A 13509-nucleotide genomic window follows, 5' to 3' on the forward strand; every position below is an offset into this window, starting at 1 on the left:
CCCCTTGGATAGCCCCTATGATTTGCGAAGATAGCCCGCCAGCTGGCCGATAAGCCGTTTGCGCAGCTCACCTAGCCTGGGTTTCTCGTCCGCACACCAGGGCAGCGGGCGGCACGCCTCTATGGTGCGCAGCCCCAGGCGGGCGGTGAGCAGGCCGGCCCCCACCCCTTGCGCGGCGCGGGCGGAGAGCTTGGCGGTGAGCTCGGCCCCCAGCAGATCCATGCCCACCTCGGTCACCAGCTCGGTGGCGCCGGCATAGATCATGTTGCGAAACACCTGGCGGATGAGGCGAATGCGGCTCCAGTAGCCAAGCTCGATGGCGTAGACATCGGCGATGTCCTCTATCATCCGCAGATTGCGCCACAGCATCAGCATCATGTCGACGGTGGCGAGCGGGCTCAGGGCCACCAGCACGGCGGCCTCCCCCGACCATTTGGCGACCCGGGCCTGGGCGAGCTTGTCCCGCTCGCCAAGCACCAGCTGGCTGTAGAGGGTCAGCACCTCCCGATCGCTGTGGCTCTCATCGAGCTGGCCGAGCCAGGTCTGATACCCCTCCCGCCCCTTGTCGCCACTCTTTTCGGCCAGGGCCTCGCAGAATGCCTGCCCCTGCCCTACCCCCTGATGGGCCAGCAGATCTTCGGCGCGGGAGCGCACATCCTGGCGCCGCTTGAGGGTGCGCAGCCGCAGCCACTCGCGCCCGACCACCCCGGCCGTGCCCACCGCCACCAGGCCAGAAGCCAGCAGCCAGGCACCGCCCCAGAGCGGGGTGGTGAGAAACTGGTCGTAGAGGAAGGCGCCAAACTGGCCCAGAGAGAGCAGGCCGACCGCCCCCAGCCCCCAACCCAAGAGGCGATGGCGGCGACGGGGCCGCACCGTCAGGGCCGGGGCCACTTCGGTGAACTCATCGAGCTCCTCGAGTCGCTCGAAGCTCTCTTCTTCCAGCCGCTGGGCCGGGGCCGGAGGCGGCGCCTCGCTCGCCACCGACAGGGTCGGCTCCAGGATCACCTTGCCTTGCAGCGGCACCTTCTGTGTTGTCTGATCGTTCATCTTGTTCTCTGCTCCTTGGTGCGGCGCCGTTTATTCGAGGTGATCCCCGAGCAAGAACTCCAGTGCCGCGTCCAGCCGGATATGGGGCAGCGCCTGATGGGCGCTCATGGGCATGGGGCGAAATGCCTGAAAATCAAAGCCTTGGCTTTGCCACCACTGGGCAGGCGGTATCTGGGGCGGTACCTCCCCGGGGAAGAGCAAGAGCGGCTCCCCTGCCAGGCTGGTGCCACGGATGGCCGGGAACTCGCGGCCATTGGCCTGCCCCTTGCCCACCTCGGTGGCCTTGATGGCGGCCAGCGCCAGGCATTCGGTCTCTATTCCCTCGAAGCGGGCCTGGCCCCGGCCGCTGCTCACCAGATGCTGGAGCAGGGAGACCAGGGGCCCATGCTGCTCCGGGGTGACGTGATCGGCCTTGCTCGCCACGAACAACAGCTTGTCGATGCGCGGGGAGAACAGGCGGCGCCACCAGTTGCTCTTGCCATAGGCGAAGCTCTCCATGATGCGGGCGATGGCCTGCTGCATGTCGCCAAAGCTGGCGGCCCCGGCGTTGAGGGGCGCCAGGCAGTCCACCAGCACTATCTGGCGATCGAAGCCTGCGAAGTGCTGCTCGTAGAAGCCCTGCACCAGGTGCTGCTTGTACTGCTCGAAGCGCTGCTTGAAGGTGGCGTAGAGGGTGCCATCGGCGGGCTCCTGGGCCGGTTTGTCCCAGACCCAGGGCACGAATTGCAGCAGCGGCGCCCCGGCATACTCCCCCGGCAGCACGAAACGGCCCGGCTGGATAAGGTGCAGCCCCAGCTCGCGCTTGCAGGCGTGCAGATAGTCGGTGTAACGCGCCGCCAGCTGGCTCGCCGGCCGCTCCTCGAAGGCTTGCTCGGCCTGCCAGCCGGGGGTCAGCCAGTCGGCGGCCAGGGCCTGCAGCTCGGGGCGACGCAACTGACTTGCTACCTGCTCGCTCCACTGCTCGTAGCTCAGATCCAGCAGCGGCAAGTCCAGCAGCCACTCGCCGGGATAATCCACCAGATCCACATAGAGGGTGGAGATCTCCCCCAGGTGACGGCGCAGTGGATGGCGGGTGCGGTAGCGAATTTCCAGGCGCACCTCGGCCACCCCACGTGTCGGCTCGGGCCAGGCGGGGGGCTCGCCGAACAGGGCGTCTAGGCCCCGCTCGTAGGGGAAGGTGGGAATGTGGGCATTTTGCTGGGGAACCCGGCGAGCGCCGAGGATCCGCCCCTGGCGCTGGGCATCCCACAGGGGCAGACGACCGTCGATGGCGGCGTGCTCCAGCTGATTGACCAACGCCGTGATGAAGGCGGTCTTGCCGCTGCGGGACAGGCCGGTGACCGCCAGCCGGATGTGGCGATCCCGAGCCCGGTTCACCACCTCAAAGGCCTTGTGCTGCAGCACAGACCATGACTGTTCGAGTTTGTTGCGTATCAAGGCGGGTCTTTTTCTCCTGTCACAGCCGAACCATGGGGATAAGGGCCGGGGCCAGGGCCCCGCGCCCTTGCGGTACTCAGAGCTTGCTGAACTCGCGCTGCAGGGTGAACTCCTTGGAGGTCACCAGCTTCTCGATGCGTTGCAGTCTGGGCTCGAGCGTGTCGAGCTCCTGGGCGATGCGGCCGAGCGCCTGATGGGGGGTGACCCCCGCCTGCCAGCTGCGCGCCTTCATGCGCACCTCGGCAAAATCCGCCTCCTGCTCCCCGTAGAGGGTGACCGGCTTCTTGTCGAGCAGGAACCAGGCGGCTATGTAGGCGGTGAAGGTGATGAAACCGGCGAAGATGAGGCCTGTGATGGCCAGCAGCCGCACTATCCAGGTCTCCACCCCGAAGTAGTCGGCAAGACCGGCGCAGACGCCGGCTATCTTGCCCTTCTGGGGATCCCGGTAGAGATTGCGAGAGTTATTCGAGGCGCTCATACCTTGTTCCTCCAACCGGGGACTTCCGCATCCGCAATGAAACCCTGTGTACCGACCGACGCAGACCTCACGCCATGGCAGCCATAGATGGCATTCATACCTTGTTCCTCCAACCGGGGACCTCGGCATCCAGAATGGATTCCAGGGCCCCGACTCTCTCCTGCATCTTCTCGGCACGGACCAGCAGGCCCTGCAACTGCTCCCGCTCATTGTCGGCGAGACCCGCACCGATCCGGCCCTTGGCGCGATAGTGCAGCACCAGCCAGATGGGGGCCACTATGACCATGAAGACGATGAGTGGCGTCGCCAATATCCCAAGAATGTCTTCCATTCATCACTCTCCTTTCGAGGCGGTGTCGCTCTGGCCGAGCTTCTGGCGCATGGCCTCCAGCTCGCGGCTGATCTGATCGTCCGCCTCCAGCTCGGCAAACTGCTGGGCAAGCGCCTTGTCGGACTGACCAAGATCGGCCCGGGCTTCCATCTCGTCGATGCGGCGCTCCATGCGCTCGAACTTGCTGACCACGGCCTGGCTGTCGCCACGGGCCACCTGGCTCTGCACGTTCAGGCGGCTGCTGGCGGCCTCGCTGCGAATGGCCATCGCCTTCTGGCGGGCACGGGCGTCTTCGAGCTTGGCTTCCAGCTGGCGGATCTCGTCACCCAGCTTGTCGATGCCGCTGTCCACCGCCTGCTGCTCGCGATAGAGCGCCTCGGCAAGCTCGCTCTGCTTGTTCTTCTCGATGAGGGCGGCACGGGCCAGATCCTCGCGCCCCTTGGTCAGGGCCAGCTCGGCCTTGGCCTGCCATTCGTTCACCCGCTCCTGATGGCGGCTGACCTGACGGCCGATCTCTTTCTGGTTGGCGAGGAAGCGGGCCAGGTTGGAGCGCTCCTTCACCAGTTCATCTTCCATCTCCTGGATGATCAGGCGCACCATCTTCTGGGGATCCTCGGCCTTGTCGAGCAGGGACGTCAGATTGGAATTGATGATGTCGGCCAGGCGGGAAAAAATACTCATGGTTGTACTCCTGTGATGGGCATTGGGTTGTTTCTCCATTGACAATGGCAACTTGTGTGCCAATCTGGAACAATAATTAACTTGTTGATTTATATGGGCACTCTCCATGAGTTTCAAGACGCCCGGAACAAGAGATGATTAAAATAACCAACTTTTGGTAAGATTAACCAGATTTTTCAACGAACAGGGATCAGGATGACCACGGCCACGGAAAGTCTGTTGGGTGAGTCCAACGCGTTTCTAGAGATCATCGAGCAGGCCTCGCGACTCGCCCCCCTGCGCAAACCCGTGCTGATCATCGGCGAGCGGGGGACCGGCAAGGAGCTCATCGCCCACCGCCTACATTATCTCTCGGATCGCTGGGATCAAAGCTTTGTCACCATCAACTGCGCCACCTTGAGCGAGAGCCTGCTGGAAACCGAGCTGTTCGGCCACGAGGCGGGCTCCTTCACCGGCGCCGCCAAGCGTCATCAGGGTCGCTTCGAGCGGGCCGATGGCGGCACCCTGTTCCTCGACGAGCTGGCCACCACCAGCGCCCGGGTGCAGGAGAAGCTGCTGCGGGTCATAGAGTACGGTGAATTCGAGCGGGTGGGCGGCGCCAAGGCACTCAAGGTGGATGTGCGCCTGGTGTGCGCCACCAACGAGGATCTGCCGCAGCTGGCGGCCCGGGGACAGTTTCGTCACGATCTGCTGGACCGGCTGGCCTTCGACGTCATCACCCTGCCCCCGCTGCGGGAGCGGCGAGAAGACATATTGATGCTGGCGGAGCACTTCGCCCACGGCATGACCCGGGAGCTGGGGTATCCGCTGTTTGCCGGCTTCTCTCGCAAGGCGACCCAGTTGCTGCAAGATTACCCCTGGCCCGGCAACGTGCGGGAGCTCAAGAATGTGGTGGAGCGCAGCCTCTACCGTCAGGGCAATCCGCAGTTGCCGCTCTCGGAGCTGGTGATCAACCCCTTCGACTCCCCCTGGCGCCCCCGCACCGGCAGCCCGTCCCCGGTCACCACCGAGGCGACCTCGGCAAGCGGCCCCCAGGCCATGAGCCTGCCACTGGATCTCAAGGGGGCGGTCGCGGAATACGAGATTAATTTACTCAAGCAAGCGATGCAGCAATCCCAGTATAATCAGCGCAAAGCCGCCCAATTGCTGACCCTGAGCTATCACCAGTTCAGGGGCATGCTGCGCAAATACCAGCTGCTCGAGGGGGATGACAACAATGGCAACATGGACAACGACTGACCCTCTGCCACCACCCGCTCCGGAGCATGCTGTGCAAATACCAGCTGCTCGAGGGGGATGACAACAATGGCAATGCGGACAACGACTGACCCTCTGCCATCACCCCCGTCGAGACATGCCAGGTAAATACCCGCTGCTCGAGGGAATTGACGAGGGGGATGTTTGCACACCCCGATGGGACGCCCTGCCCGGCAGGATCCCGCAACGCGCCCGCCCTCTGGCGGGCAACTCTGTCTGAAAACATGGTTCCAACATGAGAATGCTCACACCACTGCTGCTCGGCCTCCTGGTACTGGTCACCGGCTGTCAGAAACAAGACGATGCCTCCAGGACCGGGCTCATCTATTGTGCCGACGGGGCGCCCAGATCCTTCAACCCGCAGCTTGCCAATTCAGAGGCGACCCTGGATGCCAGCGCCCGCCCGCTCTACGATCGCCTGCTCGAGGTCAATGCCAATACCCTCAGCATCGAGGGGGGGCTGGCCACCCACTGGCGCAGCAGCGAGGACGGCCTCTCCTATACCCTGACCCTGCGCAAGGGCGTGACCTTCCATCGCACCCCCTGGTTCAATCCGACGCGCCACTTCAACGCCGACGACGTGCTCTTCACCTATCATCGCCTGCTGGACGAGCACCACCCCTTCCACAGCATCTCGGGTGGCGAGTACCCCTATTTTCACAGCCTGGGGCTCGGCAGCCTCATCAAGCGGGTCTACAAGAAGGGCCCCCATGAGGTGGTGTTCGAGCTGAACCGGCCGGATGCCTCCTTCCTCGCGACCCTGGCCAGCGACTACGCCATAGTGCTCTCGGCTGAATATGGCGAACAGATGGACAAGGCAGGCACCCCCGAGCTGCTCGACAGCCGCCCCATAGGGACGGGCCCCTTCAGCTTCAAGGAGTACCGTCACAACGAGTTCGTGCGCTACCTGCGCCACCCCGGCTACTGGGGCGGCGAGGCGAAGATTGAGCAGCTCATCTACGACATCACCCCCAAGTCGTCCAAGCGGCTCGCCAAGCTGCTGACCGGCGAGTGCGACGTGATGAGCACCCCCTCCGCCAGCCAGCTGTCGGTGATAGACAAGGACTCCCACCTCAATCTGTCGGTGCAGTCGGGCATGAACGTCGCCTTCCTCGCCCTCAATACCCGCAAGGCCCCCTTCAACAAGGTGCAGGTGCGCCAGGCGCTGGCCAGTGCCATCAACGTGCAAAACCTGTTGCAGGCGGTCTATTTCGAGACGGGTCAGCCTGCCGCCAGCCTGCTGCCGCCGCTCTCCTGGGGCTACAACCCCTCCCTGACCCAGCGCAAGCCCGATCTGAAGCTCGCCCGTCAGTTGCTCAGGGATGCCGGCTACCCGCAAGGGTTCGAGATGCAGGTGCTGGTGCAGCCCGGCGCCCGCCCCTACAACCCGGACGGTCTCAAGACGGCCCAGCTGATGCGCAGCGATCTCGCCAAGATAGGGGTGAAGCTCAAGATAGTGCAGCAGGCCTGGCCGGTCATCGAGACCCGGCTCGCCCACGGGCAATATGACAGCCTGCTCTCCGGCTGGATCGCCGATAACGCGGATCCGGACAACTTCTTCCGCCAGCTGCTGAGCTGCGCCGCCGTCGAGCGGGGCAACAACTACAGCCGCTGGTGCAGCCCCGCCTTCGATCAGCTGCTGGACGATGCGGTGACCACACCGCAACTCGCCTTCCGCCTGCGCAACTATTACTATGCCCAGTCGCTGCTCAACGAACAGCTGCCGCTCATCCCGCTGGCCCATGCCCTGCGCACCCAGGTGAGCCGCAGTGACATTCAGGGACTGACCCTCATGCCCTTTGGCGGCACCACCTTCAACCAGGCCTATCGGGAGTGAACATGGCGGGCATCCATCCCATCGGTGGCATCTGGCCTCCCTTCCCATCGACGCACCCCTGCGCGGAGGCATAAGCATGTTTTTTTATATTCTGCGTCGCATCACATTGCTGGTGATCACCCTGCTGGTGCTGACCATGGGGGCCTACCTGCTGGAGTTTCGCCTCATCGGCCAGGTGCTGGACTTCTGGCATGGCTACCCGGACTTCCTGCAGCGCATCGCCGCCGGGGATTTCGGCCTCTCCAGCGTCTCCGGCCTGCCGGTGCTGGACGAGATCCGTCACTACTTCCCGGCGACCCTGACCCTCTGTCTCGCGGCCTTTGCCATCTCGCTGCTGGTGGGGATCCCGCTCGGGACCCTGGCGGCCCTCTATCAGGGGCGTGGCCTGGATCTCTCCATCATGGCCGCCGGCCTCATCGGCTACGCCGTGCCCGTCTTCTGGCTGGCGCTGCTGATGGTGATGTTCTTCTCCCTGGATCTCGGCTGGCTGCCCTCTTCGGGCCAGATCAGCCTGCTCTACGACGTTCCCTCCATCACGGGGATCGCCATCGTCGACGTGCTGATGAGCCAGGAGCCCTGGCGCGAGGCGGCACTCCATGACGCCCTGCGCCACCTGGTGCTGCCATCCCTGGTGCTGGCCGTGGTGCCCACCACAGAGGTGATCCGCCACGTGCGCAGCTCCCTCATCGACGTGATGAAGCAGAACTACATCAAGGCCGCCGCCAGCCGTGGTCTCTCCCGCCGCCAGATCGTCTGGCGCCACGGCCTCAAGAATGCCCTGCCCCCCGTGCTGCCCCTGCTCGGCCTGCAACTCGGCAGCGTGCTCACCTCCGCCATGATCACCGAGGTGGTATTCGACTGGCCCGGGATCGGCCGCTGGCTGGTGAGCAGCATAGCGCTGCAGGACTATGCCGCCATCCGCGGCGCCTTCCTGGTGGTGGCCAGCTTCGTCATCTTCATCAGCGTCAGCACCGAGTTGCTGACCACCATAATGTATCCGGCACGGCGCAAAGAACTCTATGCAAAACAAGACTGAGTACGCCCACAGCGGCACGCACGCCAGCATGTCGGCCTCGCGCTGCTCACCGCCTTCATGCTGTATCCGGCACGGCGCAAAGAACACCATGCAAAACAAGACTGACCCCGCTCATGGCCAGGGCTGGAGCCTGCATCATGCACGATAAATCGAACATCTATCCGGAGCTCAAGATCCTCTCCCCCCTGGAGCAGACCTGGGCCTCCTACCGCCGCAATCCGCTGGCCATGGGGGGGCTCTGGTGCTTCGGCCTGCTGCTGCTCATCACACTGGTGGGCCCCCTGGTGGTGCCCTACGGCATCGATGATCAGCACAGCGGCCGCCTGCTGCTGGCCCCCTCCTGGGCCAGCACGGGGAACATCGACTACTTCCTCGGCACCGACGATCTGGGCCGCGACATCCTCTCCCGCCTCGTGGTGGGGGCCCGCCTCACCTTCGGCAACGCCTTGCTGGTGGTGGTGATAGCGCTCCTCGTCGGCTCCGCCATCGGCATCCTCGGCGGCATGAGCAAGGGGGTGAAGTCGAGCGTGCTCCATCACCTGCTCGATACCCTGCTCTCCATCCCCTCCCTGCTGCTGGCCATCATAGTGGTCGCCATCCTGGGGCCAGGGCTGTTCAACACCCTGATCGCCATCACGCTGGCGCTGATCCCGCCCTTCATCCGGGCGACCTACAACGCCGTCCACGCCGAGATGCAGAAGGAGTACATCATCGCGAGCCGCCTCGACGGTTCGCCCCCCTTGCGGATCATGCGCCTCGCCATACTGCCGAACATAGTGGAAACCCTGGTGACTCAGACTACCCGGACCCTCTCTGCCGCCATCCTGGATATCTCGGCGGTGGGCTTTCTCGGCCTCGGTGCCCAGTCACCCCAGCCGGAGTGGGGCGCCATGCTGGCGGATTCGAGCGATCTCATCTATCTGGCCCCCTGGACAGTGACCCTGCCGGGCATGGCCATTTTGTTCAGCGTGCTGGTGACTAACCTGGTAGGCGAAGGGATCCGCGAAGCGCTCAAAGAGGGGAACGATTGATGATACTGCGGCTCTATACCATCAAGGACGGCATGGCCCAGATGCAGCACGCCCAGCCACACCCTCATGAGGAGCGCCACTGATGCCCTTGCTCGACATACGCAACCTGACCATAGAAATCGACACCCCCCAGGGCAAGGTCAAGGCGGTGGACAGGGTCAGCCTGACCCTGAACGAGGGGGAGATCCGCGGCCTGGTAGGAGAATCGGGCTCGGGCAAGAGCCTGGTGGCCAAGGTGATCGTCGGTATCCAGAAGGACAACTGGACGGTGCGCGCCGACCGGATGCGCTTCAACGACATGGACTTGCTGACCATGGCCCCCAAGGAGCGACGCCGCATCATGGGCCGGGAGATCGCCATGATCTTCCAGGATCCCATCAGCTGTCTCGACCCCTCCGAGGAGATAGGCACCCAGCTCGAGGAGGCCATCCCCACCAGCGCCTTCGCCGGCAAGTTCTGGCAGCGTTTCCAGTGGCGCAAGAAGCGGGCCATCGCCCTGCTGCACAGAGTCGGCGTCAAGGATCACCGCAAGGTGATGCGGGCCTATCCCCACGAGTTGTCGGATGGCATGTGCCAGAAGGTGATGATCGCCATGGCCATCGCCAACCAGCCGCGGCTGCTGGTGGCGGACGAGCCCACCAGTGCCATGGAGTCCACCACCCACTCCCAGATCCTGCGGCTGCTGGACAAGATGAACAAACTGGGCAACACCACCATCCTCATCATCAGCAACGACATCGCCGCCATCGCCAACCTGACCGACACCATCAACATCATGTACTGCGGCCAGATGGTGGAAGTGGGCACCCGGGATCAGATCCTCGAATCCCCCCGCCACCCCTATACGGACGCCCTGCTCAAGTCCATTCCCGACTTTGACAAGCTGGTGCGCCACAAGTCCCGGCTCGAGACCCTGCCTGGGGTGATCCCCCCCCTGCAGCACCTGCCCATCGGCTGCCGCCTCGGCCCCCGCTGCCCCTACGCCCAGAAGCAGTGCGTGCAGACCCCGCTGATGAGCAAGGTCAAGGGACATCAATTTAGCTGCCACTTCCCCTTGAACATGGAAGAGCCGAAGAAATGAACCCGAGTCATCACCAGCCCATGTCCAATCAGCAAGGCCAAGGGACATCCATTTCACAGCTGCCACTTCCCGCTGAACATGAAAAAATCGAAGAAATGAACCCGAGTCATCACCACTCCATGTCCAATCAGCAAGGCCAAGGGACATCCATGCCCCAGCTGCCACTTCCCGCTGAATATGGAAGCGCCAAAGAAATGAACCCGAGTCATCACCACTCCATGTCCCATCTGCATGGCCAAGGGACATCCATTTCCCAGCTGCCACTTTCCGCTGAACATGGAAGAATCGAAGAAATGAGCCTGACCGTGAATATCGCCATAAAGGAGCCCAGCCTGTGATCGAACCCGCCCTGTTGCAGGTCAGGGGCCTGTGCAAGACCTATCAGAACCGCACCGGCCTGTTCCGGCGCCAGGCGGTGGAGGCCATCAAGCCCCTGTCGTTTGATCTCGGTGTGGGCCAGACCCTGGCCATCGTCGGGGAGGCGGGCTCGGGCAAGAGCACCCTGGCGCGGATCCTGGCGGGCATGATAGAGCCGAGCGGCGGCGAGATCGCCATCGAGGGACAGCCCCTGATCCACGGTGACTATCAGACCCGCTGCAAGCTGCTTAGGATGATCTTCCAGGACCCCAATACCTCGCTCAACCGCAAGATCCGGGTCGGCCAGATCCTGGAGACGCCGCTGCGCCTCAACACGGCCCTGAGCGAGGAGGAGCGCCGGGAGAAGGTGGTCCAGACCCTGCGCATGGTGGGCATGCTGGCGGATCACGCACTCTTCTACCCCCAGATGCTCTCCGCCGGTCAGCAGCAGCGGGTGGGGCTGGCGCGGGCGCTCATCCTCAATCCCAAGATAGTGGTGGCCGACGAGGCGCTCTCGACCCTGGACATCTCGGTGCGCTCCCAGATCATCAACCTGCTGCTGGAGATGCAGGAGACCACGGGGCTGAGCTATGTGCTGGTGGCCAACGATCTGGGCATCGTCAGCCACATCAGCGACGAGGTGCTGGTGATGCACGAGGGCCGGGTGGTGGAGCGCGGCAAGACCCTCAAGGTGTTTGCCGATCCCCAGCACGACGTGACCCGCCGCCTCATCCAGAACTACAACAACGAATATCGCCGCTGATCCCCAGCCGTTCCCCCTCCGGCCCATGGGCCGGGCATAAAAAAACCCGGCCTGATGTCGCATCAGTCGCCGGGGGATTGCGCTCAAAAAAGTGATTGCGTCGCTCGTAGTAGGAACACCGAGATAGTAGGCAGCCCCTCTGGGGTCAACAACTGTCAGATCTGACAGGCAGGCCGCTATGGAACCTGAACTGCGGATCCGGCGAGCAGATAAGCTCGGCTTCAATCCGGCCAAAATAGGCGACCCGCTCGCTGATATCCTCCCCCGCATATTGCTCCGCCAGTGCCAGGTAGTCCTGGTAGTGGCGTGCCTCCGATCGCAGCAGGGAGATATAGAAGCGGCCCAGCTCCTCGTCCAGGTGGGGGGCAATCTTCGCAAAGCGCTCGCAGGAGCGCGCCTCTATGTAGGCGCCGATGATCATCTTGTCCACCACGGCCGCCGGCTCGTAGGTACGCACGTGGGCCAGCAGGCTGCGGGCATAACGGGAGGCGGTGACGGGCCCGTAGGGGATGCCGCGGGCCTGCATTATCTCCAGCACCTGCTCGAAGTGGTGCAGCTCCTCCTGGATGAGCCGCACCATGGGAAACAGCAGGGGATTGCGCTCGAGCTCGGCGAACACGCTTCTGTCGGACTCCCCCATGGTGCGTTTGCCGAGGATCTCGGCCTTCTCGGGGATGGCATCCAGCTCACGGTAAAATTCAAGCTTGGGCAGCAGGTGGCGCTTCTCCTTGGGCAGGCAGTAGCGGCGCACCAGGCTGTGGGCCGTCAGGGCGGCCTTGTTCTCGCAGTTGGCGTGATCGATGAGCAGGGTCGGCAACTGGGCGGGATCCCGCGCCATCTCCACCCACTCATCCGGGGTCTCACAATGCAGGAATTGGCGAACGGGGGCTAGCAGGTCATCCATCTGAACTCTTGTACTCTCTGGTTAGTCTTGATTGGCATATATTGATGCGGCTTGATACGGCGGGCGAAGCCCGCGAAGGGGGCCCATGCTAACGGATCCCGACCCGCCTGCCCAGCGCAGAGGCGGCCTCACTCCAGCAGGCGCTTGAGGGAATCGCGCCGGACCAGCTTGCCGCTGAAAGAGGGCAGCTCACCGGCTTCCCCCTCCTCCACCATGGTGATCAGCCGGCTGATGGTCTCCTGGATCATCTCGGTCACCGGCATCTTGACGCTGGCCAGCGAAGGAATGACATAGGGAGCCAGGGCGATGTCGTCGAACCCCACCACAGAGACCTGCTCCGGCACCGACAGGCCGCACTCGTGTAACTGCTTGATGGCACCGATCGCCATGTCATCGTTGCTGGCGATCAGGGCACTGAAGCTCACCCCGCGCGCCAGCAGGGTCGAAACCCCGGCCGCGCCGCAGGCGGGGGTCCACTTGCCGGGGGCGATCAGTGCCTCTCGCACCGGAATGCCGTGCCGGGCAAGGGCCTCGCGGTAGCCGGCGAGGCGCTCCATACCGGTGGGGGAATCCGCCGAGCCTGTGATGAAGGCGATGTCGCTGTGCCCCATCCCGATCAGCCTGTCCACCACGGCCGCGGCGGCAGCCTGCTGATCGGAGTAGACGCAGTGCGCCGGGTGGCGCCGTAACTTGCGGTTGAGCACCATGATGGGCTGGGAGTGCTGCTCGATGATCTCGTCCATCTCCTCGACGCTGAGAAAACGCGGGTAGATGATGACGCCGTCACAGCGGGAGTCGAGCAGGTACTGGATGGCCTGTCGCTCCTCCTCGGCGCTGTGCTTGCCGTCGGCCAGGATCAACTGCCGGCCCCGATCTTCGGTCAACCGCGCCGCGTGGGAGAGCAGCTCGCTGAAATAGACGCCGTGATAGAGGGTATTGGTCACCACCAGGCCCAGAGTCTGGGTGTTTTTGGTGGCCAGTTGCCTGGCCAGCAGGTTGGGGCGATAGCCGCTCTCCTCTATGGCCTGGAACACCCGATCCCGGGTCTCCTGACTGGTATAGCCATTGCCCGACAGCACCCGGGAGACAGTCGCCTTCGACACCCCTGCCCGCTTCGCCACCTCCAGCATAGTCGTCATCATCTTCCCCTCTTCTCGACGGGCCGCAGTGTACTGCACGGGACCCGTTTGTGCTAACGAGAATGGGCGCAGGCCCCCCCTTTCAGTGATCCCATTCACGGTTCTGCACAACGGCGGTGCGGCCGTCTTG

At 63.8% G+C, this 13509-nt stretch carries 14 protein-coding genes; 7 read left to right on the plus strand and 7 right to left on the minus strand.

What is annotated here, in order from left to right; all coding sequences use genetic code 11:
• Positions 1–15: 15 nt before the first annotated feature.
• From AB5Y91_RS11460 to pspA, 5 genes are all read right to left on the minus strand, one after another.
• Positions 16–1047, minus strand: coding sequence for a YcjF family protein (locus AB5Y91_RS11460; RefSeq protein WP_368169846.1), 1032 nt, complete (start codon positions 1045–1047; stop codon positions 16–18).
• A 30-nt stretch (positions 1048–1077) separates the two neighbouring features.
• A complete protein-coding gene (locus tag AB5Y91_RS11465; protein WP_368169847.1) occupies positions 1078–2484 on the minus strand; it encodes a YcjX family protein in 1407 nt (468 codons plus the stop codon).
• A 76-nt stretch (positions 2485–2560) separates the two neighbouring features.
• The gene (pspC, locus tag AB5Y91_RS11470) at positions 2561–2962 is read right to left on the minus strand and encodes an envelope stress response membrane protein PspC (RefSeq protein WP_106886959.1); all 402 of its coding nucleotides are present in this window, start codon (positions 2960–2962) and stop codon (positions 2561–2563) included.
• Positions 2963–3056: 94 nt separating this feature from the next.
• A complete protein-coding gene (gene pspB, locus AB5Y91_RS11475; protein WP_106886960.1) occupies positions 3057–3293 on the minus strand; it encodes an envelope stress response membrane protein PspB in 237 nt (78 codons plus the stop codon).
• Between the two features lie 3 nt (positions 3294–3296).
• Positions 3297–3974, minus strand: coding sequence for a phage shock protein PspA (pspA, locus tag AB5Y91_RS11480; RefSeq protein WP_106886961.1), 678 nt, complete (start codon positions 3972–3974; stop codon positions 3297–3299).
• A gap of 195 nt (positions 3975–4169) precedes the next feature.
• Here pspA and pspF point away from each other — a divergent pair, with 195 nt between their 5' ends.
• The 7 genes from pspF (at position 4170) to AB5Y91_RS11515 (ending at position 11336) form a co-directional block, all read left to right on the plus strand.
• Entirely contained in the window at positions 4170–5213 is a 1044-nt protein-coding gene (gene pspF / locus AB5Y91_RS11485; protein WP_106886962.1) for a phage shock protein operon transcriptional activator, read from the plus strand.
• A 259-nt stretch (positions 5214–5472) separates the two neighbouring features.
• Complete coding sequence (sapA, locus tag AB5Y91_RS11490) at positions 5473–7068, plus strand: ABC transporter substrate-binding protein SapA (RefSeq protein ID WP_303805173.1); 1596 nt, start codon at positions 5473–5475, stop codon at positions 7066–7068.
• A 76-nt stretch (positions 7069–7144) separates the two neighbouring features.
• Positions 7145–8104: an ABC transporter permease subunit gene (locus AB5Y91_RS11495; RefSeq protein ID WP_106886964.1), complete on the plus strand. Its 960-nt coding sequence runs from the start codon at positions 7145–7147 to the stop codon at positions 8102–8104.
• A gap of 137 nt (positions 8105–8241) precedes the next feature.
• A complete protein-coding gene (locus tag AB5Y91_RS11500; protein ID WP_005325348.1) occupies positions 8242–9135 on the plus strand; it encodes an ABC transporter permease subunit in 894 nt (297 codons plus the stop codon).
• Between the two features lie 82 nt (positions 9136–9217).
• A complete protein-coding gene (locus AB5Y91_RS11505; RefSeq protein WP_005325353.1) occupies positions 9218–10216 on the plus strand; it encodes an oligopeptide/dipeptide ABC transporter ATP-binding protein in 999 nt (332 codons plus the stop codon).
• Entirely contained in the window at positions 10213–10554 is a 342-nt protein-coding gene (locus AB5Y91_RS11510) for a hypothetical protein (protein WP_368169848.1), read from the plus strand. The genes AB5Y91_RS11505 and AB5Y91_RS11510 overlap by 4 nt, the downstream gene beginning before the upstream one ends.
• Complete coding sequence (locus tag AB5Y91_RS11515) at positions 10551–11336, plus strand: ATP-binding cassette domain-containing protein (RefSeq protein WP_289982918.1); 786 nt, start codon at positions 10551–10553, stop codon at positions 11334–11336. Before AB5Y91_RS11510 ends, AB5Y91_RS11515 begins: the two co-directional genes overlap by 4 nt.
• Before the next feature lie 145 nt (positions 11337–11481).
• Here the strand turns inward: AB5Y91_RS11515 and AB5Y91_RS11520 are convergent, their stop codons facing one another.
• Together AB5Y91_RS11520 and AB5Y91_RS11525 are read right to left on the minus strand one after the other, a co-directional pair.
• Complete coding sequence (locus AB5Y91_RS11520) at positions 11482–12240, minus strand: tRNA-(ms[2]io[6]A)-hydroxylase (protein WP_368169849.1); 759 nt, start codon at positions 12238–12240, stop codon at positions 11482–11484.
• Between the two features lie 128 nt (positions 12241–12368).
• A complete protein-coding gene (locus AB5Y91_RS11525; protein WP_368169850.1) occupies positions 12369–13382 on the minus strand; it encodes a LacI family DNA-binding transcriptional regulator in 1014 nt (337 codons plus the stop codon).
• Positions 13383–13509 lie beyond the last annotated feature (127 nt).

The organism is Aeromonas sp. R4-3 (assembly GCF_040908275.1).
In the GTDB taxonomy this organism is placed as follows: Bacteria; Pseudomonadota; Gammaproteobacteria; order Enterobacterales; family Aeromonadaceae; genus Aeromonas; species Aeromonas rivipollensis.